The 23,490-nt window shown below is 63.3% G+C and carries 20 protein-coding genes and 1 riboswitch; of the genes, 8 read left to right on the top strand and 12 right to left on the bottom strand.

Going from position 1 to position 23,490, the window contains the following annotated elements:
* Positions 1-44: 44 nt before the first annotated feature.
* The 6 genes from CQ020_RS11600 to CQ020_RS11575 all read right to left on the bottom strand — a co-directional run bounded on the left by CQ020_RS11600 (position 45) and on the right by CQ020_RS11575 (position 8,476).
* A complete protein-coding gene (locus CQ020_RS11600) occupies positions 45-1,463 on the bottom strand; it encodes an FAD-binding oxidoreductase (protein ID WP_105691987.1) in 1,419 nt (472 codons plus the stop codon).
* A 100-nt stretch (positions 1,464-1,563) separates the two neighbouring features.
* Entirely contained in the window at positions 1,564-3,180 is a 1,617-nt protein-coding gene (locus tag CQ020_RS11595; protein ID WP_105691986.1) for an ABC transporter ATP-binding protein, read from the bottom strand.
* The gene (locus CQ020_RS11590) at positions 3,177-4,034 is read right to left on the bottom strand and encodes an ABC transporter permease (RefSeq protein WP_105691985.1); all 858 of its coding nucleotides are present in this window, start codon (positions 4,032-4,034) and stop codon (positions 3,177-3,179) included. Before CQ020_RS11590 ends, CQ020_RS11595 begins: the two co-directional genes overlap by 4 nt.
* Entirely contained in the window at positions 4,031-5,056 is a 1,026-nt protein-coding gene (locus tag CQ020_RS11585) for an ABC transporter permease (protein WP_105691984.1), read from the bottom strand. Before CQ020_RS11585 ends, CQ020_RS11590 begins: the two co-directional genes overlap by 4 nt.
* Position 5,057: 1 nt before the next feature.
* Entirely contained in the window at positions 5,058-6,767 is a 1,710-nt protein-coding gene (locus CQ020_RS11580) for an ABC transporter substrate-binding protein (protein WP_105691983.1), read from the bottom strand.
* Positions 6,764-8,476, bottom strand: a complete 1,713-nt coding sequence (locus CQ020_RS11575; RefSeq protein ID WP_105692050.1) for an amidohydrolase — start codon at positions 8,474-8,476, stop codon at positions 6,764-6,766. The genes CQ020_RS11580 and CQ020_RS11575 overlap by 4 nt, the downstream gene beginning before the upstream one ends.
* Before the next feature lie 178 nt (positions 8,477-8,654).
* On the opposite strand from CQ020_RS11575, the gene CQ020_RS11570 reads away from it, so the two are divergent.
* Both CQ020_RS11570 and CQ020_RS11565 read left to right on the top strand, forming a co-directional pair.
* Positions 8,655-9,335, top strand: a complete 681-nt coding sequence (locus CQ020_RS11570) for a TetR/AcrR family transcriptional regulator (protein WP_258141850.1) — start codon at positions 8,655-8,657, stop codon at positions 9,333-9,335.
* A 137-nt stretch (positions 9,336-9,472) separates the two neighbouring features.
* Positions 9,473-10,951 carry a gamma-aminobutyraldehyde dehydrogenase gene (locus CQ020_RS11565; protein ID WP_105691981.1) on the top strand — a complete coding sequence of 493 codons (1,479 nt, stop codon included), beginning with the start codon at positions 9,473-9,475 and terminating at the stop codon, positions 10,949-10,951.
* Positions 10,952-11,007: 56 nt separating this feature from the next.
* Here CQ020_RS11565 and CQ020_RS11560 read toward each other — a convergent pair whose 3' ends face one another.
* On the bottom strand, positions 11,008-11,976 hold the full coding sequence (locus tag CQ020_RS11560) for an EamA family transporter (protein WP_258141848.1): 969 nt from the start codon (positions 11,974-11,976) through the stop codon (positions 11,008-11,010).
* Between the two features lie 72 nt (positions 11,977-12,048).
* Between CQ020_RS11560 and CQ020_RS11555 the strand changes: the two genes are divergently transcribed.
* Both CQ020_RS11555 and CQ020_RS11550 read left to right on the top strand, forming a co-directional pair.
* Positions 12,049-12,966 carry a LysR family transcriptional regulator gene (locus CQ020_RS11555; protein ID WP_105691980.1) on the top strand — a complete coding sequence of 306 codons (918 nt, stop codon included), beginning with the start codon at positions 12,049-12,051 and terminating at the stop codon, positions 12,964-12,966.
* A 125-nt stretch (positions 12,967-13,091) separates the two neighbouring features.
* Positions 13,092-13,418, top strand: coding sequence for a hypothetical protein (locus CQ020_RS11550; protein WP_258141847.1), 327 nt, complete (start codon positions 13,092-13,094; stop codon positions 13,416-13,418).
* Between the two features lie 43 nt (positions 13,419-13,461).
* Here the strand turns inward: CQ020_RS11550 and CQ020_RS11545 are convergent, their stop codons facing one another.
* Positions 13,462-13,986, bottom strand: a complete 525-nt coding sequence (locus CQ020_RS11545) for a histidine phosphatase family protein (protein WP_105691979.1) — start codon at positions 13,984-13,986, stop codon at positions 13,462-13,464.
* A gap of 838 nt (positions 13,987-14,824) precedes the next feature.
* Positions 14,825-15,691 carry a winged helix-turn-helix domain-containing protein gene (locus tag CQ020_RS11540; protein ID WP_024819583.1) on the bottom strand — a complete coding sequence of 289 codons (867 nt, stop codon included), beginning with the start codon at positions 15,689-15,691 and terminating at the stop codon, positions 14,825-14,827.
* Between the two features lie 739 nt (positions 15,692-16,430).
* Between CQ020_RS11540 and CQ020_RS11535 the strand changes: the two genes are divergently transcribed.
* From CQ020_RS11535 to CQ020_RS11520, 4 genes are all read left to right on the top strand, one after another.
* Positions 16,431-17,171: a response regulator transcription factor gene (locus tag CQ020_RS11535; RefSeq protein WP_024819582.1), complete on the top strand. Its 741-nt coding sequence runs from the start codon at positions 16,431-16,433 to the stop codon at positions 17,169-17,171.
* Positions 17,172-17,173: 2 nt separating this feature from the next.
* Positions 17,174-18,673 carry a HAMP domain-containing sensor histidine kinase gene (locus CQ020_RS11530; protein ID WP_105691978.1) on the top strand — a complete coding sequence of 500 codons (1,500 nt, stop codon included), beginning with the start codon at positions 17,174-17,176 and terminating at the stop codon, positions 18,671-18,673.
* A 109-nt stretch (positions 18,674-18,782) separates the two neighbouring features.
* Positions 18,783-18,968: riboswitch (cyclic di-AMP (ydaO/yuaA leader) on the top strand.
* A gap of 1 nt (position 18,969) precedes the next feature.
* Positions 18,970-19,827 (top strand): hypothetical protein, encoded by an 858-nt coding sequence (locus CQ020_RS11525; RefSeq protein WP_105691977.1) that lies wholly within the window; start codon positions 18,970-18,972, stop codon positions 19,825-19,827.
* 171 nt (positions 19,828-19,998) lie between these two features.
* Positions 19,999-20,835 carry a glycosyltransferase gene (locus CQ020_RS11520; RefSeq protein WP_105691976.1) on the top strand — a complete coding sequence of 279 codons (837 nt, stop codon included), beginning with the start codon at positions 19,999-20,001 and terminating at the stop codon, positions 20,833-20,835.
* Between the two features lie 41 nt (positions 20,836-20,876).
* Here the strand turns inward: CQ020_RS11520 and CQ020_RS11515 are convergent, their stop codons facing one another.
* Genes CQ020_RS11515 through CQ020_RS11505 form a run of 3 tightly spaced genes read right to left on the bottom strand, consistent with a single transcriptional unit; the run spans position 20,877 to position 23,447 of the window.
* Positions 20,877-22,268, bottom strand: coding sequence for an aminotransferase class V-fold PLP-dependent enzyme (locus CQ020_RS11515; protein WP_105691975.1), 1,392 nt, complete (start codon positions 22,266-22,268; stop codon positions 20,877-20,879).
* A gap of 51 nt (positions 22,269-22,319) precedes the next feature.
* Positions 22,320-23,024 (bottom strand): HAD-IA family hydrolase, encoded by a 705-nt coding sequence (locus tag CQ020_RS11510; RefSeq protein ID WP_105691974.1) that lies wholly within the window; start codon positions 23,022-23,024, stop codon positions 22,320-22,322.
* Positions 23,025-23,069: 45 nt separating this feature from the next.
* Complete coding sequence (locus tag CQ020_RS11505) at positions 23,070-23,447, bottom strand: VOC family protein (RefSeq protein ID WP_105691973.1); 378 nt, start codon at positions 23,445-23,447, stop codon at positions 23,070-23,072.
* Positions 23,448-23,490: the final 43 nt, after the last annotated feature.

Raw genomic sequence — 23,490 nt, 5'->3', positions numbered from 1 at the left:
AATGGGCGCTCATTGCGACATGTGCTGTTACCTACATGGGTGAGTCAGGAGTCGAAGCCCAGCCCCACGGCGTCGAGGGCTTTGAGGATGAGGTTCCGCTTCCCTTGGTTGTGATCTGCCCGGTCCATGGACCAACGGGTCAAGTTGATGCCCAGGGAAGCCAACGGCTCAGGCGGGAAGGGCAACGGCCGTTTCCGGACCATCTCCAACCGGGTGCGTTCAGTGTCGAGGCCGGCCAACAGGTCCAGGAGGACATCGGCGGCAAAGGCCGTGGCGCCCACCCCCAGTCCTGTGAAGCCAGCCGCGTACGCCACCCGCCCCTTCCGCGCCGTTCCGAAGAAGGCACAGAATTGCGTGCTCGAATCAATGGGTCCGGCCCACTTATGGGTGAACTTCAGCCCCTCGAGCTGCGGGAAAGTGGTGAAAAAGTGCGAGGCTATCTTCTCCCAGGTGGCCGGCTGGTGCTCGTGCTTTTGGTCCACGCGGCGGCCCCAGAAGTACAGGGCGTCGTAGCCGCCAAACAGGATCCGGTGGTCTTTGGTGATCCGGTAATAGTGGAACTGGTTGGCTACATCCCCAATGCCCTGCCGCTTGCCCCATCCGATGGATTTCAGCTGCTCAGCGGAGAGAGGCTCGGTCATGAGCGCATAGTCGTACACCGGCACGGTCATGAGGTGGTTCCGCTTCAGCAGTGAAGGAAACACGTTGGTACCGAGGACTACGTGCGCCGCTTCCACGTTGCCGCGCTCCGTGACAACGGTGACCCCGTGCTCGTGATCGTTCAGCTCGCGAACCCGCGTGCCTTCGTAAATCACCACACCCAACTCAGTAGCCACCCGCGCCAATTCAAGTCCCAGTTTGTACGGGTGCACCATGGCCACGGAGTCCTTGTGCCAGCGACCCGCCAGGTAGGTGGGCGAGTTGACCTCTGCCCTCACGGCTTCCTGGTTCAGGAAAACGCTGCCAGGGCTGTCGTCCTCCTGGAGCCAGGCCACCTGATGCGGCTCCACTGCAACGTTGAGCTCACCGGTGCGCTCCCATTCGCAGTCCATGCCGTACTTCTCCACGGCTTCCTGCATGCGGTCCAGGTTTTCCATGCCCAGCCGGTCCAGGGTCTCCAGCTCGTCCGGCCAACGGTTCTTGCCGTTCTCGTGGCCGTGGGTGAGGCTCGCCTCGCAGAAGCCGCCGTTGCGACCCGAAGCGGCCCACGCCACCCTCTCCCCTTCCAGCAGGATCACGGTCCGGCCAGGCTCGCGTTCCTTGGCGCGCAGCGCTGTCCACAAGCCGGTGTAGCCGCCGCCGACGATCACCAGATCCGCGGCAGCATCGCCGTCGAGTTGCGGATAGCGGGTGGCTGAGTCCTTGAGGTGGTCGATCCAGAACGGCCGGTGGGCCGCACCTTCCAGGGCACGGGCCACGACGGTGGCCTGGGGGACATTCCGTTCGAAAACGGTGGTATTCACGGGAAATTCTCCTGCTTCTTGGCGCACTCATGGAGGCGCCGGAACTGTTGTTGATGGCCAGGGCCGTTGTTGCTGGCCCGCCGTTGGCGACCGGTACTGCTTAGGCAGTTACCGGTTCGGCGTCCCACAAGGGCCGGGGACGGGAGGCGATGAGGTTCCGCGTGTAGTCATCTCCAGGGTCCTCAAGGATTCGCGCTGTGGGCCCCTGCTCCACGATCCTTCCCTGATGCATCACCAGAATCTCCGAGCACAAGCGTGAGACCACAGCGAGATCGTGGGTGACGAACAAGATGGTCAACCCGAGCTGGTCCCGGAGTTCCTCCACGAGCTCCAGCACCTGGGCCTGAACAGAGACGTCCAAGGCACTGGTGGCCTCGTCCAGAACCAGAAGTCGTGGGCGGGCAGCGAGCGCTTTCGCCAACGCAACGCGTTGCCGCTGACCACCTGAGAGGGCGCGGGGCAGGGCATCGAAGCGTTCCGGCCCGATTCCCACCCGGCCCAGCAGGTTGCGGGCACTGTCCTTGGCTTCCTTGCGCCCTTGTTTCTGATGCAGGCGGAAGACATCGGCCACAGCGTTACCTACCGGGATGCGCGGGTCCAAAGACAGGTAGGGATCCTGGAACACAATCTGGACGTCTTTAGCCAGTGCTTTCCGTTCAGAAGCTTTCAGGGGGCGGCGCGGACGGGGGACGTCCCGCAGAGTGAGCTCACCGGCCGTGGCGGTTTCCAGAGCCACCACCAGCCGGGCAAGGGTGGACTTTCCGGAACCTGACTCACCTACGATGCCCAGGGATCCGCCCTCCGGCAGGCTGAATTCGGCACCATCCAGGGCGGTGACCATGCCGCCACGGGGAAGGTGGTACGTCTTGGATAACCCTGAGACCTTCAGCAGAGGGGCTGGATCCAGCCCGGGCGCCGCATGGGAGGCAGAGCCCGCGCCGGTCTCAATGACGGGTGTCGCCTCCACCAACTGCCGTGTGTAGTCCTGCTCGGGAGTCAGGAACACAGCCCGGGTGGGCCCGTGCTCCACCACTTCACCGCGGCGGAGGACGTAGACGCGTTCGCACAAGCTGGCGGCAAGGTTGAGGTCGTGGGTGATGAAGAGCATGCCCATCCCCCGCGACTGTTGCTGTTCACGCAGGAGCTTCACGATCCCCGCCTGAGTAGTGACATCCAGGGCGGTGGTGGGCTCATCGCACAGCAACAGGTCCGGTGAGTTCAGCAATGCCGCTGCAATCATGACGCGCTGGAGCATGCCACCGGAGAGCTGGTGTGGGTGCTGATCCATGAGCTCTCCCGCGCGCCGGAGCCCCACCTGCTCCAACTGTTTGACGGCCCGTTCCGTGGCCTCCGCGCGGGACAACCCGTCAAAGCGAAGCAGGGTTTCGGTGAGGAAGTCCCCCACGGTCCGGACGGGATTGATCCCGGCCCTGGGGTCCTGGAAGATCATGGAAGCGTGTCTGCGGCGCAGCTCCATGAGGCGTTGCTTGCTGGCCGTGAGGGTATCCAGGCCCTGGACTGACACGAGGCCGGAGGACTCCGAGCCGCCGGGAAACAACCCCAGCGCGGCCCGGGTGGTCAGCGACTTACCTGAGCCGGACTCCCCCACCAAGGCGACAGCTTCGCCGTCGTTCACGTGCAGGGAGACACTCTCCAGCAGGGGCGGCCTGCCCGGAAAGCCGAGCGTAAAGTTTTCGATCTGCAAGAGCTGGCTCATGAAAGTTTTCCTCCGATGCGGTCTGAGAGTTCCTCGCCGATGACGTTGACGGCCACCACCACCAGGACCACTACCAACGCGGGCCAGAAGGCGGGGAGGATGTAGCCACCCAGCAGGGCGCCACGGGATTCCTCGATCATGGCGCCCCAGTCGCTGGTGGGCGGTTGCACGCCGAGCCCGATGAAGGAGAGCGCCGCGAGGTCGGCCAGCACATAGCCAAAGTTCAGTGTTGACTGCGCCCCAACAGTGGGAATCAGGTTGGGGAGAACCCGCCCCAGCACCACCCAGGGCGTCCGGAATCCGAGCACCCGGTAGGCCTGGACATACGGCCTGCTGCGTTCAGCCACCACCAAAGACTGCGCCAGCCTGGCAACGTAGGGAACGTAGGCGATGGTCATGGCCAGGATGGGTGCAAAGAGCCCCTTGCCGAACAAGGCGATGGCAAGCATGGCCATGAGCAGCGCGGGAAAAGCAAAGAGGAGATCGAAGAGGCGGCCCAAAACCTTGCCCAGCCAGCCCTCGGACCAGCCGGCCACCAGTCCAAGCAGCAGGCCTAGAACGGTGGATCCAATCACCACAATGGTGGGGCCCAGCAGCGAGGTCCGCCCGCCGTGCATGAGCCGGCTGAGAAGATCACGGCCCAGGGCGTCGGTCCCCAGCAGGTGCTGTGCGCCGGGACCGGCAAGAACATTGTTGAGATCCACATAGTCGGGGTCGTACGGTGCCAGGACCGGGGCGAACAGTGAGAGAAATACGACGACGGCGGCAACGGCGAGCGCGCCCCACGCCATGGGTGACAGGAGGTTGCCGTAACGGCGAAGCCCCGCCTGTGGCAACTGGATGGCTAACGTCATCGGGACTCCGTTCCGGCCGCGATCCGCGGATCAATGAGGGGTTGGACGAGATCCACCACGGTGTTGACCAGGACGAAGGCTGCAACCACCACCATGACGATCGCTTGGACAACACCGAAGTCCAGCCTGTCGATGGACTGCACCAGGAGTTGGCCGATGCCGGAGAGGCCGAAGGTCCGCTCGATGATGGCGCTGGAGACAAGAAGTCCGGCCACCAGTACGCCGCTCACGGTCAGGATGGGTCCCAGGGCGTTGCGCAGGACGTGGCGTGCCACCACCGATCCGCGGGTGAGGCCGCGGCTGGTGGCCACCTCAACGTGTTCGCGGAGCAGTTGCTCGTTCATGGAGGAACGGGTCACCCTGGCCACCATGGCGATGTAGGTGATGCCCAAGGCGAGTGCCGGGAGGGTGAGATGCCAGATCCGGTCCCAGCCGCCGTCGCCGCTTCCGAAGGAGGGGAACCAGCCCAAGCCCACGGAGAAGAGCGCTACCAAGGCGATGGCTGCCACGAACGGCGGAACGGCACCGGCGGCGGTGAGGGTGATGAGGATGAAGCGGTCACCGAAGCCCTTGTTCAGGCTGGCCACAATGCCGGCGAACAATCCCAGGACGGTAATGAATACTGCGGCGAGTGCTACGAGTTGCAGAGTGGTGGGCAGCCGTCCGAGCAAGACGTCCGAGACGTCCTGGCGGTACGTCAGCGAACGTCCCCAATCCCCTTGGAGAATCCCGCCCAGCCAATTCAGGTATTGTTCCCAGGCCGGTTTATCCAGGCCGAATTGCCGGGTGATCTCTTCAAGTGCCTCGGGTTTGGGGCTGCGTCCCCTCAGCAGGAACCGGGCGGGATCGCCGGGAACCAGGAAGCGAGAGAAGAACACGGCCAGTGAGGCCACAAACAATGTCAGCACCAGGGCCAGCAGCTTCTTCAGTATGTACATCGCCGGGCGGGTTGCCTTGCCTTTTTCCCGTTTACGGGTGGGAAGGGCCGGCGCCGGGGCCTGTACGTGATCTGTAGCGGTCATGTCAGCGACCTCCTATCTGGGCTGCCCACGGGAAGTACATGTAGTTGATGGACGGGTCCGCCCCGGTGATGCGCTTGCCCATCCACATGGACGTGACGGTCTCATAGAGCGGCCCCCACACCACGTCATCGGCGGCCAGCTTGGCGGCCTGGCCCGTGAGCTTGCCCCGGGCATCGGGGTCCTGCACGGTGTAGGCGGTATTGACCAGGTCATCGAATTCCGGGTTGCTCCAGCCGCCGTAGTTGCTGAAATCTCCGGTGCGCAGCACGCTGTACATTTCCAAGGGCTCGGTGCTGGAGAGGTACCAGGACGTCACCAGGAGGTCCACGTTCTTGCGGGCCTCGGGGTCGGAGAAGAGCGTGGTGTATTTGTCGTTGGACATGGTCTGAATTTCGGGGTCCAGGCCGATCTCCTTTGCCGCGGACGCGATGGCCCGGGCTGTGATGTCAAAAGCGGCGTTCAACGAGGCCGTGGCGAAGACGAACTTGCTGCCCTCGGCCCCTGCTTCCTTGATGAGTTTCCTGGCTTCTTCCAGGTCATAGGGCGCGGACAGCAAGCCGTTGAAAGCCTCATCCGTGGTCTGGGGTTGAACGTCCTTCCACACACTCTTGGTGGTCAGCGCGTCCGTTTTCTTCGCATAGCCCTGTTCCGCCGCTTTGATCAAGGCTTCACGGTTGATGGCCATCATCAGTGCCTTGCGCACCCGGACGTCCTTGAAGGTGCCGGCGAGGTTGGTGAAGACCATGCTTTGCACTGACGTGTCCTCGCCGAAGTACAAGGTTCCGGCGTCCTTGTTGGCTTTGAGGATGTCCATGGCATTGGACGGGATCGCGAAGCCACCATCTATCTCGCCGGTCTGGAACGCGTTGATCCGGGACGTGGCATCGGGGAGCATCTTGAAAGTGACCTGGCCTGATTTGGCTTTGAGTTCCGGGTCCCAGTAATCGTCAAAGCGTTTGAGCGTGATGCTTTCCCCGGCTTCCCATTGCTCGAACTTGAAGGGGCCGGTGCAGTTCACGCCGGTACTCGAGTTGCCGTAGTCCTTGCCCGCCGCTTCCAGCGTCTTGGCGGACTCCACCACGCCTGTGGCACCCACCAAAGAGCTGTTGAAGACGTGATCCGGCCGGGTGGTGGTGACCGTGACCTCAAAATCGCCGGTCTTCTCGATTGACTCCACATTTTGGTAGGCGGAGGCCCAGAACGAACCCACTTCCGGATCCAGATGGCGGCTCAGCGATGCCACAACATCATCCGCCGTCATCTCGCTGCCGTCGTGAAACTTCACGCCCTCCCGGATGGTGTAAACCCACGTCAACGGGTCCGGATTCTCCACCCTTGTGGCCAGGCCCGGCGACGTGGAAAGGTCCGCGTTCCAACGGAACAGCGACTCACACACATTGGACAGGACAGTGTTGTCCGGGTAATCGAAGGCGTACGCATAGTCCAAGGAGAACGGTTCCGCGTACATGGCCCAATTGAAGTTATCGATCTCCTTAGTGGGGGCCGGAGTGGAGTCGGACATGGTGAACTTGGCTCCGCCCGCGGCGTCAGTCACGCTGGCGGGCCGGACGCCGCAGCCGCCCAGGACCAGGCCAGCCACGACGGCGGCGACACCAACCGCGGTGATGCGCGCCGGCGTCGTCCGCTGTTTGGAGCGCACGGCACCCTTCGCAGTTGAGGGCGCAGGTGGCGGCGGTGTTGGCGGCCTCATGGCATCACCGGAGCAGGCCGGACTTGGTTGTCCCTGGCTCCAATGTTTCCGGCGAGGGCGCGGTCGTAGACGCACTCGCCCCCAATCCACGTCTGCGTCACTGCCGCGCGGTGCAGTTCCTCCGCAGGGAGGTCAAACACGTTCAGGTCCAGCACGGCGAGGTCTGCGAGCTTTCCCGGTTCCAACGTTCCCGTTTCAGCGTCCAGATGGTTGATCCAGGCGGAGCCGTGAGTGTAGGCATCCAAGCTCTGCTTGAGGCTGAGCTTTTGTGATTCAGGACCGAGCGGGGGCAGGTCCTCCCCCGGTGCTGCGCGGTTGACTGCGACGTGAATCGCCGCAATGGGGTCTGCCGTGGAGACCGGCCAGTCGCTTCCTGCCACCAAACGGGCGCCCGCTGAGGCCAGTTCGCCGAAGGGGTAGTGCCTTTCCTCGGCGCCCGGCTCAAGGAAAGGGAGGGTCAGGGTGTCCATCTGTTCTTCGTGGCAGGCCCAGAGAGCCTGTACGTTGGCTGCCGCCTTCAGTCCGGCAAAACGGGGAACATCCTCGCTGCGGACCATCTGCAGGTGGGCCAGGTGGTGCCGGTGATCGTTGGGCCCGTTGCTGTCCCGCGCTGCCTCGAGCGCGTCCAGGGCGTCAGTCACGGCGCGGTCTCCCAGCGCGTGGAAGTGAACCTGCATGCCGGATGCGTCAATGGCTGTGACGAATTCTTTCAGCTCATCCGGCTCGAAGAACTCAATACCCCGGTTGTCCGTGTGGTGTCCATGGTGATCGAGGTAGACGTGGTGCATGGCGGCTGTGTAGTTCTCTGCCACACCATCCACCATGACTTTGACGGTGTTGGCGTTGAGCTGAAGGTGATCGAAGGTGTTGGCGACTCTGTCCCGGCGTTCCACGATTGCTTCCAACTGGCCCATGCCAGCCGTCCGGTCCCACCATTGGCATGCGGTGACCCGGGCCTTGAGGTCTCCTGCCTTGGCCGCGTCCATGTAGACGTCCAAGTGATCGGCATGTCCACCCTCCGGGATGGGTACCCAGGCGTCCTGCCAGGCAGTAATTCCCTGTGCCACGAGCAGTTCCTGGGATGCGAGCAGGCCTCGATACGCCAACTCGTATGGCACTGCCGGCTTGACTGCGTTGAATAAGTCCATGGCACCTTCATGGACTGTGCCAGCCGGTGTCCCGTCCTCTTCCCGTTCCAGGCGACCGCCCTCCGGGTCCGGCGTTTCTGTAGTGATTCCCGCGGCCGCAAAAGCTGCGGTGTTGGCCCATGCCCCGTGGTGGTCCCGGTTGATGAGGTAGACGGGCCGGTCCGGCACCACCGCGTCCAGCAGTCCACGCGTGGGAGTGCCGCCGGGGAAGAAATCCATGGACCATCCAGCGCCCAGGATCCAGGGTTCGTCCGGGTTTTCCTCCGCGTAGCGGGCAACACGTGCCACCACCTCTTCTGCGCCGGCGGCCTCTGTCAGATCACACTGAAGCAGCTCGATCCCGGCGAAGATGGGGTGGATGTGGGCATCCTGGAAACCGGGCACCACCAGTTGACCTTGCAGGTCCACCCTGCGGGTCTCCGGCGTTACAGTTCCGTTGACGTCCTCGGGTGTTCCGATCGCGATGATCCGGCCTTCGGCTATTGCCAGGTTTGCGCGGAGGGGTCCGGCGTCGTTGCCGGTGTATACCCATCCGTTCTCAAACAAAATCTCTGCGTGCACGGTGGAGTCCTTTCGTGGGAAATTCAACTCTGCGAGACACACTATGAGCCGGATCACATTAAAGTCAACAGTGTTGACATCAATGATGACAAAGACTTTGACTGGACCTTGAAAGGAGGGGGCCATGAATCATGTAGGTTGATATTCAACCGGGGATCGCATGGAAGGCGGACATTTGATGGTGCAGCCAGCACAGTCGACGGACCGCCGTACGCGCCTGGACCCCGCCACCATCATTGACGCCGTCCTGCGGATTTCACGCCAGGAACTCGGAGAACGGCTCACAGTCCGCCGGCTGGGACAGGAACTCGAGGTGGACGCCACCGCCGTCTACCGTCACTTCCGGAACCGGGACGCGATTGTCAGGGCAGCGCTGGACCAACTGTTCATGATGTCCGTGGAGCGCACACTGGCCACCGCACGGGATCACCACTGGCGTGCCCGGCTGGAGGCGTACCTCGATGAACTCCTCAAAGCCTTCATGCAGCATCCATCGTTGGGGAGCGAATCGTTCGCCACGGACACCTACGGCCCTGGCGAGTTGAAGGCTATAGAGTTCGTTCTCCAATGCCTCAGCGACGCGGGGCTGGCAGAGGATCGCGTGGTGCACTACTACGCGGCCTTGGAGAGCTACACCCTTGCACTGGGTGCCGGAATTGCGGTTGAAATCCAGCGGCTCCCGGATTCCGAGGGCCACGATCCCTGGCTCAACCCCGGGGTTTTTACACGCATCACAGGTCACCCGCTGCTTGAAAAACACCACGCAGCACTGCAAAACCTCGACTCCCTCAAAGCGTTCCAGGCCGGCCTTGCCGCCATCCTGGACAGCGCCGAACGGGAAAGCACCAAGCAGGCCTGACCGGCCTACTTACCCGGCCCGCCTGCCTGCATTACCAGCAGCGCAACCCTCCCTCACTCACACGGCGCCACCACCCGGCGTCGTTCATTCAGCACTGCCCGGACAGCGACGCCCGGCAGGGAAAGCACGGTACCTACATGCACCAGTTCATCAACGGAAAACTGCAGTCCGGCACCTCTGGAAACAGCCTCGACGTCATTAACCCGGCCACGTCCGAGGTAGTGGAAAGAGTGGGACTCGCCTCACTGGAGGATCTGGAATCTGCCGTGGCCGCCGCCCGTAGCGCCTTCCCGGGTTGGTCCCGAACCGCCCCGGGAGAACGCGCCGGCATCCTGCAAAAATTCGCCCGCATCATGGAAGACCGCGCGGAGGAATTCGCCCGGGTTGAAAGCTCGCAGACGGGCAAACCTCTTCGCCTGACCAGGGAGTTCGACGTCCCCGGGACCATCGACAACATCGACTTCTTCGCAGGAGCGTCACGACACCTCGAAGGCAAAGCCACCGCGGAATATTCGCCCCAGCACACCTCCTCCATCCGCCGGGAATCCATAGGTGTGGTGGGGTCAATCGCCCCGTGGAACTACCCACTGCAAATGGCGGCGTGGAAGGTCCTCCCAGCCATCGCGGCTGGCAACACCATAGTTCTCAAGCCCGCCGAGATCACCCCGCTGACGTCACTTATGTTCGCGCAAGCGCTCAGTGATGCGGGACTGCCCGACGGCGTGGTGAACGTGGTGGTGGGCGACGGCGCCACCGTGGGGGCAGCCCTCATGCGGCACCCGGACGTGGACATGGTCTCCTTCACTGGCTCCACCGCAGTTGGCCGCACGGTCCTGGAAGCTGCCGCCGTCAACGCCAAACGCGTGCACCTTGAGTTGGGTGGCAAGGCACCGTTCGTGGTGTTCGATGACGCCAATCTGGACGCGGCGGTGCACGGCGCCGTGGCAGGATCACTGATCAACACCGGCCAGGATTGCACCGCCGCCACACGGGCAATCGTTCACCGCAGCGTGTACGAGGAATTCGTCGCGAAGGTGGCCGCCCGCTTTGAGGGGATCGTCTTGGGCGCCCCCGCGGACACCGACGCAGACCTCGGCCCTTTGGTTTCCTTCAAGCAGCGGGACCATGTGGCGGCAATGGTGGAGCGCGCCCGCGGATACAGCAAGATCGCGGCCGGCGGTTACGCTCCAGACGGGGGCGGTCTTGAAAAGGGCGCTTTCTACCGGCCGACGCTGGTGATTGATGCGGCGCCGGACTCGGAAATCGTCAAGGACGAGGTCTTTGGGCCCGTTCTTGTAGTCCTGCCCTTCGACACCGACGACGAAGCGATCCACCTCGCCAACGACACCGTCTACGGGCTCGCCGCCTCCGCCTGGACCACCAACCTCCAGCGGGCCTTGCGGGCAACCCGCGAGATCAAGGCCGGCTGCGTTTGGGTCAACGACCATATTCCGATCATCTCCGAAATGCCCCACGGTGGCTTCAAGCAATCCGGCTTTGGCAAGGACATGTCCGCCTACTCGTTTGAGGAGTACACCCAGGTCAAGCACGTGATGTTCGAGTTGGAGGACGTCGCGGAAAAGGACTGGCACCGGACCATCTTCTCGCTGCGCTGATTCTCTTTGCCTTGCCAGGACCCTCGTTGTGGGGCCTGCTCTGCGTCCCTCCGGGATTAGGGCCCACGCCGCCCGGGTTCCCTGGCTGAGCTTGCGAAGTGAGGGAGGCGGTGGGGATGCAGAGCGGGCCTCACAACGGGAGGTTGCGGAGGGATTCTGCGGCCGGCACCGAGTACTGCGGTGGCAACTCCCAGGAGCAGGATCAGCCCACCCAGGATCTCGGTCAATGTGGGAATCTCGTTCAACACCAGCCACGCGGCCGTCATCCCCACCACCGGGACCAAAAGCGTGAAAGGCACGACGTCGGAACTCGGGTACAGCGATAGCAGCCGGTTCCAAATGCCGTAGCCAATCAGGGACGCGAACACGGCAGTGTAGATAGCGCTCAGGATAGTGGCGGGCTGCAGGTCGGTGAGGGTCGCCCACACGGTGTCCGGCCCGTCCACCACCAGCGACAAAGCAGCCAACGGGACCGGAACCACCGCACCGGACCACACCACCAAGCCCAGTCCGGAGGCGGCTTTGGAGTGCCGGGCCACCACATTTCCTACGGCCCAGGACAGCGCCGCGGCAAGGACAATCATGAGCGGAAGCACCGGTGCCACGGCGCTGCGACCCAAAGCCACCACGCCCAGACCGGCAATGCCCAGCACCACGCCTGCCAGTTGGCGGCGACCCGGCCGTTCACCGAGTACTCTCGCTGCAATCAAAATGGTGACCAGAACCTGCGCCTGCAGGACCAGCGATGCCAGCCCTGCGGGCATTCCCAGTGCCATGCCCAAGTACAGGAGCCCAAATTGGCCAGCGCTCATGAAGAGCCCGACGCCGATGATCGCCTTCCAGCCCACGTCCGGTTTGCGGATGAACAGGATGAACGGAAACACCACCAGCAAGAAGCGCATGGCAACGAAGAGCAGCGGCGGGACTTCCCTGCCGTTCGTGTGCAGGCCGAGATCAATGGCGACGAAATTAATGCCCCACAGGACAGCGACTGCAACGGCAAGGGCGGAGTGGCGAAGGTTCACAAGTACACTCTGGCCCTGTTTTGGTTGAAGCACCAGCGTTGAATTCAACATGGAACAGCGTAGATTTGCTTCATGATCGATATCTCGGCGTTGAGGGCCTTAGTGGCCGTAGAGCAGCACGGCTCTGTTGTGGCGGCCTCGGACGTCATGGGCTTCAGTCCATCGGCAGTGTCGCAGCAGATCAAGAAGCTCGAGAAGCAAACCGGCGTCACCGTCCTGGAACGCAACGGCCGGGGGGTGCTCCTCACGGAGCGCGGCCTGGCCTTGGCGGGCTATGGCCGGCGGATCATGGGCGAGCTCGAAGAACTCCAAGCCACGCTGCTGGCCGATCCTGCGAAACCTTCCGGCTTGCTGAGACTCGTTGCGTTTTCCACAGCCTGCCGAGGCCTGGTGGGACCAATGCTGGGGCGCATGGCCACCGCCCACTCCACGTTGGACATCACCGTATTGGCCGAGGATCCCCGCGAGGCAGTGCAAAGGGTCGCTTCCGGCGAGGCAGAGCTCGCGGTAGTCCATAACTGGAATTCGGTGCCGCTGGTGATCCCGGAGAACCTGGTCCTTGAGGACCTTTGCATCGACCAGGCCGATGTCCTCGTCAACAGCACCCACGCGCTATCCGGAAGCGCCGCCGTCGAGCGTGAAGATTTGCTCAACGAAACCTGGATCAGCACCCCGGCGGGTGCCATCTGCAATGAGGCTTTGCTGCAGATCTTTGCGGGGCTTGGCAAGGTCCCCGACATCCGCATCTACGATCCCGACTTCTCCACGCACATCGCCATGGTGGAACAAGGTGTGGCGGTGGCACTGGTTCCACGACTCGGCAGGCCCCCACTTCCCGCCGGAGTGGTTGCCATCCCGGTGATCAACCCCGTGCAGCAACGGTCCGTGGGCGTGGTGTACCGGAAGACGATGACCGCCAGCCCCAACATTCGGGTCGCCGTTGGAATGCTTCGCGAGGTGGCAGGAGGGCTGCCCTTGCCCCAGGGATGACCAAGGCGATCAACGTCACACAGTGGAACATTCGACGCCCGGGCATCTGTTAGCTTAGGCTAACCTTACCTAGCTGCCGCGCCGCTCCGGAGCGCGGACGTCGACTCCTTGAAGGGGCCCGCACTGTGGAAGCAATCCTCTTTCCCACGGACATGAACCACCATCACACGTATGGCCTGGTGAGCTACATCATGATCGACGACGGACTCTATCCGAGCGCACATAATCGGCGGGATCCCTACGCGCTTCCGGCGTTCGACATCCGCGGCCAATGGGTTTATCCCAGCCGCTACAACGAATACCTGGTACCGCAGCTGCCGGTGTACATGTTCGACGGCGAATACCTGATCGCTACCGGGCACGGCGAAGAAGCCGCGGGCTTGCCGGTGTTCGAGATCCGTTGCATGTGCATGCCGCAACTGGCGCACGGAGACCCCAGCAACTCGCACTAGCGAGCTGTCATGGTGGCGGCGCAGTGCTTATGCGCGGCAGTGTCTACTTGCGGGGAACCGTGAAGTGCGTCAGCCGGGCGTCCTGCCCGTCCAACTCAGCCCACGACTTTTCCGTCTCCATCACCGTCAACGCACTCGTCGGGTACCTGGTGGCGGCATCCATATAGGCGTCGTGGTCAGAGTCGCGGGAGGCCAGGTGCATGGCAAGATCCTGGACGCCAGGCATGTGCGAAATAACCATCAGCGTGGTCACTGTGTCCGGAACGTGGTTGATGACCGTCAACATGCGGTTGGCCGAAGCAGAGTACAAGCCGTCCTCAAGTTTGGGCGTCGGCGCCTTGTCGCCCAACTCGTCGCACACCCAGGTGCAGGTCTGGCGGGTCCTCAGCGCTGACGAACACAGAATGAAGTCCGGCACCACACCGTGCTGGAGCAACCACTTACCGGCCAGCGGAGCCTCCCGATGCCCGCGCTCCTCCAAGGGGCGCTCATGATCAGGCACACCCGTAGGCCAATCAGCCTTGGCATGCCGCATGATCACCAGGCGCTTAATGTGATGGTCACTCATAACCCAACCCTATCCGCCGCAGGCTACCTCCCCCTCGGCTTCCTGACCTTCTTTGGTCCGAGGACGGCCCCTGGTCAACCCGATGCGGTTGCTTACGGGCTGTTGGCAGATCAAAGAGGGTCAGGACTCCACCCCGCCGGTCCGCCATCACCACCTTTGAATCCGCGGCGCCCCGGACACGCCGTGCAGCGGGTGTTTGAGGGCTTTCCGCGGCCAAAATGGGTGATGGCCGCACGCAGCCCCTCCACATCCCAGGCCCCTCGGCTTCCCGACCTTCTTTGGGAAGAGGACAGCCCCTGGTCAACCTGATGCGGTTGCCCAAGGGCTGTTGGCAGATCAAAGAGGGTCAGGACCTCACCCCGCCGGTCCGTCGCCACCACCTTTGCATCCGCGGCGCCCCGGACACGCCGTGCAGCGGGTGTGTTGAGGGCTTTCCGCGGCCAAAGTGGGTGGTGGCGGCACGCAGCCCCTCCACATCCCAGGCCCCTCGGCTTCCCGACCTTCTTTGGGAAGAGGACAGCCCCTGGTCAACCTGATGCGGTTGCCCAAGGGCTGTTGGCAGATCAAAGAGGGTCAGGACTCCACCCCGCCGGTCCGCCATCACCAACTTTGAATCCGCGGCGCCCCGGACACGCCGTGCAGCGGGCGTGTTGATGGCCTGCCGAGGCCAAAGTGGGTGGTGTCGGCACACTCTGACGCGCAGGACCCCCGCCGCGGAGGCCACTACTCTTCGGGGCGCGCAAAAGCCGAAAGGCGGCATATCCCGAGAGCGCCGTTGTTGCGTGAGGAACGAGCGCAGGCGCAGAGGGATGATGCCGCCTTTCGGCTGCAGTGATGCCTAGATCGAGTATTCCGGAGCGGCCCAAACAATAACTTCGGGGTGCTCGTAGAAACGGTAGCCCTGGCCGCGGACCGTGCGGACGGTGTTGGCGAGGCGGCCGAGCTTGGAGCGGAGGCGGCGGATGTGGACGTCGATGGTGCGCTCGTTGGGCACCTCTTCGGCGTTGCGCCACAGGCCCTCGAGCAGTTCGTCGCGGCCCACGGTGCGGGTGCCGTTTTCGACGAGGTAGTTGAGGAGTTCGAATTCCTTGAACGTCAGGTTCAGGGATTCGCCGTCGAGGTGCACTTCGCGGCGGGCGAGGTCGATCAGGACGCCGGAGGGGCGGGATTCCTGCTGCGGCGCGGGACGGGCGGCCTCGGTGCGCTGGCGTGCGGCAACGGTGGGGTCACCGAAGGTGGAACGCACGACGTCGAGTGCCGAGCCGGGTGCCCCGGCGGGGGCAACTGCGACGGCGGCGTAGCTTTCCGCGCCGGTCACGAGGGACTGCGCGTAGGCCCGGATTTCCTGGGCGAGCTTGGCGATGGACGTTCCTGCCGCGGCTGCGGTGTCTTCGTCAATACCCATGTACAGAACGAATCCGCGGGCCACATTGTCGTTGGCAACGGGGCGGAGCTTGTCCGACTGCGCAATCACGGGGGTGGGGGCAGTCATGGGTGCCGGCTCGGCCGTGGGGACGGCGCGCAGCTGGCCGTAGGAGTTGGGGTTGTAGCCCTGCGGTACGTAACCGGGGGCCTGCTGACCGGCCCCTTGCGGTGCCGGAGAGTATCCGGGGCGGTTACCGAAGCCGGGGCGAAGCCCTGCGTTCGACGCGGCCTTATTGGCGTTACGGACGGAGATGTGGACGTATCCAGATGCAACTGACATGGAGTGCTTACCTCAAAAGTGAATAGCCGTCATCGCGGCTTCGAATGCTGGTTGTCCCCGCAATGAGTTTGGGGAGGGGCGCCCAACGCTGGGCTAGGGGGCGAATGCCTGAAACTTCTTGGGGTGGAAAGTTAGGCTTGCATTCGACAACAGCGGTCATCATGGCCAGCGGGTGTGCTGGGCCAGGTTGCTGCGGCTGCAGGTGCTGTTGAGTTCTTGTTCACATTGGAAGTGTGCAACGTAACAATGGCAACACGCAAGTAACAAAGCGCCGAACCGTCCACATTTTGAGACGCAGAGGTCTATTGTGCCGCAAATCACAATTCAGCCAAGCCTATAAATGAATGGCATTTCATTCGGTCGTTGCGAGAAATATTCGCCATCAAGTGAATATTCTTCGGCAGATCGGGCATGATGTGCGTCGTCCTTCCCATGATCCGCTACATGGCGGAATCTCACGATCTGAAACAGTTGTTGTCCAATCGCGGGTAGCCTCGCTCAACAAATTTTTGAGAAAAATCTGCTACAAGCCGTAGAAACAGCTCACTCGGCAAAGGCTCCCGACAAGGGAGGATCACCGATCGGAAGGCTGACGGTTGCCCACCGTGTGGAGGAGTAGTGGCTCCCGCGACCTGTGGACAGGCGTGTTTCCGCACCTCCGCCTCGCTAGTGTTGTCTTCACAGCGTCCTCACAGGACCGGCAAAGCGCTGGCTAACCAGCAGAACGGAGAGTTGTCCCATGGCCTCCTCGCACTCCATGACCAACAACCTCCCCCAGCTGTCCCACCCGGACGGTTCCCCGATCCGCGCCCTGGTGGTGGACGACGAACCCAGCCTCGCGGAGCTCATGAGCATGGGTCTGCGGATGGCGGGCTGGTCCGTAGCTGTGGCTGGCGACGGTCCCGAGGCCGTAAAGCTTGCCAAGGATTTCCGCCCTGACGTGCTGGTCCTTGACGTCATGCTCCCCGGCTTCGACGGCGTGGAGGTCCTCAATCGCATCCGCACCTTCGCCCCCGAAGTTCCCGCGCTGTTCCTCACGGCCAAGGATGCCGTGCAGGACCGGATCGTTGGCCTCGCCGCCGGCGGGGATGACTACGTCACCAAACCTTTCAGCATGGAAGAAGTCCTCCTTCGCCTCCACCGCCTGGTCCAGCGTTCCGGGGTGGCCGCAATGGACACTGCCGAACTTGTGGTGGGCGATCTCACCCTGAACGTGGACACCCGCGAAGTCACCCGGGCCGGCGAGGACATCCCGCTCACCGCCACGCAGTTTGAGCTTTTGCGCTACCTCATGGAGAACCCCAAACGGGTGGTCAGCAAAGCCCAGATTCTTGACCGTGTGTGGGACTACGACTTCGGCGGCCAGGCCAACATCGTGGAGCTCTACATTTCCTACCTGCGCAAGAAGATTGAAGCCAACCATCCGCCCATGATCCACACCATCCGTGGCGCCGGATACGTCATCAAGCCAGCGGACTAGCGTTGAGCACACTTTCAGGAGTGGCCAGAAGCTCAGGACGCAGCTGGCTCAACCCATCCACCTGGCATTTGCGCACCCGCCTGGTCCTGGTGGCCATGGCCTTGCTGGTGGCAATCTGTGGAGCGATCGGCATCGTCAGCTATGCCTCCATGGACATGGTCTTCAACAAGCAGTTGGACATGCAATTGGAGCAGGCGTCCAGCCGCGCGATCGACTTCGGCAGGCCGCCGTCGAACTTTCCCGCGAACCCCTCTGGAAGGCCTGATCCGCTGGAAGCGCGTGGCCAGGCCGCTGGAACGCTCAACGCGAGGATCGACGGCTCAGCCGTGAGAAGTTCGGGGCTCATCGACGCCCAGGGCAATCGCGTATCCCTCTCCGGCGCGGACGAGCAAGTGCTGCTCTCTTTGCCCAAGGACGACCGCCCTGTGGACCGCTCGCTCTCCAACGGCGACTACCGGCTGGTGGCCGTTGAGTCTCCTTATGGCGATGTGATCGTGACCGGGCTGCCCTTGGCGGACAAGCAAAGCGCCGAGGCCTCGCTGGTGTGGACCATGGTGCTGGTTTCGTTGGGCGGGTTGGTTCTGATCGGGCTCGCGGGAACGGTGATCATCCGGCGGACCATGCGGCCGCTGGAGCAGCTCTCCGAGGTTGCCACCAAGGTTTCGCGCCTTCCTCTCGACGCCGGTGAGGTGGCACTTGCGGTGCGCGTACCGCCGTCGGCCGCTCATCCCGGAACGGAAGTGGGCAGCGTCGGGCATGCTTTGAACCTAATGCTGAACAACGTCTCCAACGCCCTGGAAGCGCGCCAGGAAAGCGAAACCAAAGTGCGCCAGTTCGTCGCTGATGCATCTCACGAACTACGTACACCGCTCACCGCGATCCGTGGCTACACCGAGTTGCTGAGGATGACCGAGACCTTCACCGATGACGGCAGGAAATCGCTGGCGCGCGTGCAAAGCCAATCCGAACGAATGACCACTTTGGTGGAGGATCTTCTCTTGTTGGCCAGGCTGGACGAGGGCCAGCCCGTGAAAGTCGAGGACGTGGACCTTACCCAGCTGGTGATCGAAACGGTCAGTGACGAAAAAGTCATGGCGCCGGACCACATCTGGCAGCTCCAGCTCCCCGATGAACCCGTGACGGTCCGCGGCGATGCGACGCAACTGCACCAGGTGCTTGCCAATCTCCTGTCCAATGCGCGCAAACACACGGACCCAGGCACCACTGTGGTTACGGGCGTCATGCTCTCCGCAGATGGCAGCGCCGTGGTCACAGTGACTGACAACGGCCCGGGCATTCCGGACGATTTCCAAGGCCGGATCTTCTCCCGGTTTGCCCGCGCTGACGCTGCAAGGTCAGGTTCCGAAGGCACCTCCGGACTTGGCTTGTCCATTGTTGAATCCATCGTTTCAGCGCATGGCGGTAGCGTGGAAGTGACCTCCCGGCCGGGACGTACCGAGTTTGCCCTCCGGCTCCCCACCGTCAACAACGAAGGCGCGTAACGAATCGGGCAAGGCGACTCACCGGCGCCGTGATCTCTGTTACCTAAATGTGACTTCTCGGGAAACCTCCTGTACCGTCGAAAGGGTGGGTCGCCCCAAGCAGGCCCACATCCGGGATGCGCCGAGCTCTGCCACTTCCCGGAGTCCGTTCTTTCTCCGAGGCAGAGACGGGGGACCCAGAGTCTCCGGACCCAGGCATTTTGCCGGTCCTTGGGGTGAAGCCGCAGCGTGATGCGCGGCCGGATGACCTCATCCGAACCCGACAGCTAACTCCGCAGGCGCTGAGAGGTAATCACATGTCTGAATTTAATGATCAGACGCGCCATTCTGCGCGTCACCGCGACGAACACAACGCACCGTTGACCAAGTCGCAGGCTGTCCTCAAGAACGCTGCCCGTCAGGGCAAGTCCGGCCACCGCATGTCAGTTGTCGCCGGGGTTGTAGCGGCCGCACTGGGCGTTGCATCGCTCGGAACGGCCGCAAACGCCGCACTGACACTTCCTGAGGCGAGCCGCGTTGCCGGGACCCAGGCCGCTGCCCAGGTCAGCACCAACAAGTCAGCTGAAATCTCCGCATCCCTGGATGCTGCCGCCGCCAAGGGCGCAGCTGACCGGGCTGCCGCGGACAAGGCAGCTGCTGAGAAGGCCGCTGCCGAGAAGGCTGCCGCTGACCAGGCAGCCGCCGCTCAGGCCGCAGCAGAGAAGGCCGCTGCAGATCAGGCAGCCGCCGCTCAGGCCGCAGCTGACAAGGCCGCTGCTGATGCCGCTGCCAAGCAAGCCGCCGACGCCGCTGCTGCCGCCGCCGCCGCAGAGGCAGCCGCTGCAGCCGCAGCCCCCAAGGCAGTTGACGATCCCGCAGCCGCCAAGGCGTACGCGCTCAGCATCCTGGGCGACTACGGTTGGAGCGCAGCTGAGATGACTGCGTTGAACACCCTGTGGGAGAAGGAATCCAACTGGAAGACCACTGCCACCAACGCTTCCAGCGGTGCCTACGGAATTGTTCAGTCCCTGCCGGCCGGCAAGATGGCCTCGGCCGGCGCTGACTGGCAGACCAACTACCAGACCCAGATCAAGTGGGGCCTGAACTACATCAAGGAGCGCTACGGATCCCCGTCCGCCGCTCTGGGCTTCCACTTGGCCAACAACTGGTACTAAGCCAGCCTGCTTGATTGCCGCGCCCGTTGCCGCCGTTCGCACCAGTACCCACTGGAGCGGATGGCGGGAACGGGCGCGGCTTTTGCCGGTTCACAGGTCCTGTTCGTAGTTCACAGTGGTGTCACAGCTTCCGCCTAAAAGCCTCATAATTGGCGGCCGCATGCTGAACACATGACGCTTACAGAACACCGGCCGGGACTGCACCAGCAATTGCAGCGCTCGCCCGTGGACACACGCGCCCTGGTTCCTGTGCTGGATGTCGCCGTCCCTGTATCCAACCAGGAAGCCCGTCTGGAAGCGCACCTTCGTAGGCTCCACGGTCATCTCATGGACACTTTTCCGCACACCTTCCGGATCACTGTGGCGGACAACGCCAGCACGGACAACACCCTGCGGATCGCCGAACGTCTGGCGAGGGAACTCCCGGAGATCAAAGTGGTCCATTTTGATCAAAGGGGCCGCGGAAACTCGCTCCGCCGGGTCTGGCTTTCCTCTCCGTCGCCCCTGCTGGCGTACGTGGACCTGGACCTGTCCCTCGACCTTTCGGCCGTGGCACCCCTTTTGGCTCCGCTGATCTCCGGCCACTCAGACCTTGCCGTCGGCACGCGGTTGGCAAGGGCTTCACAGGGGACGTTCAGCCACCGCCGTGAGGTCATTGCTCGCGCCTACAATTTTCTGTTGCGCGTGCTCACCGGGGCACGGTTCTCCGACGCGGAGTGCGGCTTCAAAGCCATACGTGCCGACGTCGCCCACCAGTTGCTCCCCCACACCGGCGATGAAGCGTGGTTCTTTGATACCGAACTGCTGATCATTGCCGAACACGCCGCTCTGCGCATTCATGAGGTCCCCATCGACTGGACCGACGATCCTGATTCGGGAGTCGACGTCGTACGCACCCTCGTGACCGACCTCGAAAGACTGGCGAAACTGACCAGCAAGCTGCACCGCGGGACCATTCCGATCGCCGGGCTACGCGCCGAACTGGGCCGCGGACCTCACCGCCGCTGACGGCCGGCACTGACAGCCGGCCCTGTCCACCACCCGCAGCGCTACGCCTCTGGTTCGGCCTCCACGGCACCCCTCACGGCTGCGATGGACGCTGCGACGTCGCCGGCATCCGTAGTCCAGTTACTAACCGAGATCCGCAGGATTTCCCGGCCGCGCCACGACGAACCGGACATCCACACAGCCCCCTCGGCCATGAGCCGCTGGGTGACGCGGTGCGTGCGATCGTCGCTGCCGAAGCTCACCGAAACCTGTGTGAACACGACGTCGTTGAGCACCTCCACACCAGGGATCGCGGACAGCCCTTCCGCCAAAGCACGGGCATTTGCCGCCAGGCGCTCCACCATGGAAATCACGCCGTCCCGGCCCAGTTGCCTGAGCGCAGCCCACACCGGAATGCCACGGGCGCGGCGGGACATCTCAGGAACCTTCTCAAAAGGATCGCCCGGTCCGGCGTCAGTGGCTATCAGATAACTGGTGTGCACGCTGAAAGCCCGTCGCAAGGCTTCCGGGCGGGCCACGATTGCCAGCCCACAGTCGTAAGGGACGTTCAGGGTTTTATGCGCGTCCGTTGCCCACGAATCAGCATCCTCCACACCGGCCAGCCGGGCACGCAGCGTGGGGGTTACAGCAGCCCACAAACCGAAGGCACCATCCACGTGCACCCACGCTCCGCGATCGTGGGCCACAGCTATGGCTTCCTCCATGGGGTCAAAGGCTCCGGAATGAAGGTTGCCGGCTTGCAGACTCACCAGGGACGGACCCGGCTGCTGATCCATAGCCTCGGCCAAGGCGTCTGGAAGAATCCTGCCCTCGTCGTCGGCGTCTACCGGAACACAAGCACCTAAGCCGAGGTATCGCAGCGCCAGATCCACTGCTGCGTGACGTTCCCGGCCTGCAAAAGTTGTAATCCGCGGCGCGCCACTCAGGCCCAGGGCTTGAAGGTCCCAGCCTGCCTCATCCATCAAGTACTGGCGGCCGGCGGCCAACCCCACGAAATTAGCCGTGGTGGCACCCGTGGTGAATCCGACGTCGGCTGTTGCCGGCAGGTGAAGGAGGTCCAAAAGCCAGGCAGCGGCAGATTCCTCGATGGCTGCAGCCGCAGGGGTGGCGAACCGGAGGCCGTTGTTCTGATCCCACGCGGAGACAAGCCAATCGGCGGCCATGGCAGCGGGCAGCGTTCCACCCATGACCCACCCGAAGAAGCGCCCGGACTGGATTGCCATGAGCCCGGGTTCGGCGAGTGCGGCGAGCTCATCAACTACCTCAGCCGCATCAGTGGCCCCGTCAGGCAGACGCGCCAGGATGCTCTCGGCTACCTGGTTAGCGTCGGAGGAAGGGCGGACAGAACGTGTGGGGACAGACGCCAGCCAGTCACCGGCGTGGACCATGGCCCGCTCCAATGCAGCACCGTACGCCTCCGGCATCGCAGACATGCGCACAGCCTACGCCCGGTTCACTGCGCCGAATAGACCGGGCAGAAAAGGTTAGAGCGTGAGCGTCAGGAGGTGCCCGCCGTCGTCGTCCTTCACCGCGGTGACAGTCACGGCCGAGTAGTCCTGGATCCGCCACATACCCGGCTCCAGCTCGCCGCCGGCGTCACCCACCACAACCGTTCGCATCCCCGCGGCACGGGCTGCGGCAATACCGGCAGGCGCGTCTTCGAAAACCACGACGTCGGCGGGGTCGGCTCCCAGGAGCGCCGCCGCCTTCAGATATCCCTCCGGGTGCGGCTTTCCGCGGGTGACAGACTCCGCGGTGACCGCGGTGGATGGCATGGTGAGCCCGGCGGCCTGCATTCGGATATCGGCCAGGATCCGATCCGCGGAGGTGACCAACGCAATGGCTTCGTCAGGAAGTTCCGTCAGCATGGCCTCGGCCCCGGGAAGGGCGATCACGCCATCGGTCCGGGAACGTTCCATCTCCCCGAGCTCAGCGGTCAAGGCTTCAAAGTCAGCACCAGCGGGCGCATAGCGACGCACGGTATCGCCGGCTTGGACGCCGTGGGAAGTGCGCAGGATCTCGTCGAAATCCAAGCCGTAGCGCTCGGCGAACTCGAGCCACACTTGCTCAACGATCGCCGTCGAATCCACCAGGGTGCCGTCCATGTCGAAGAGAACGGCACGGACGGTCAGCACTGAGGGTCGGGCGGCGGGTTCAGTGTGTGCGGCGGGTTCGGCAGGATGGCTCATGGTTCCATCCTGCCGCACGCTCATGAGGTTTTGCCGAAGTGTGACCTAGCCGTTCGGCCGCTGCGGGAGGTACTGCAGAGCCCACTTATTGCCGTCAGGATCCGCGAAGTAGACGAAGTGACCCCAATCCTGGACATCGACGTCGCTGACGTCCACGCCGTTGGCTTTCAGTTGCTCGTGCGCCTTGTGGATATCCGCCACCACCACTTGGAGGCTGGGCGCTGTTCCGGGAGGGGCGTCACTGAGACCCTCCCCGATAGCGATGGAACACGCCGAACCCGGCGGTGTCAGCTGCACGAAGCGGATGCCGTCCATGGGACGCTCATCGAAATCGGCGTTGAAACCAACCTTGTTGACGTAGAAATCCTTCGCGCGGTCGACGTCGGACACAGGGACAAACACCAGTTCAAGTTTCCAGTCCATGCGCCACAGGCTAACGGGGCGCGCCGGAAACCGGTAGGGGGCT

This window comes from Arthrobacter sp. MYb23 (assembly GCF_002979775.1).
Lineage (GTDB): Bacteria > Actinomycetota > Actinomycetes > Actinomycetales > Micrococcaceae > Arthrobacter.
The sequence above is the reverse complement of the archived record's forward strand: the minus strand, read 5'-3'. Positions and strand labels throughout refer to the sequence as shown.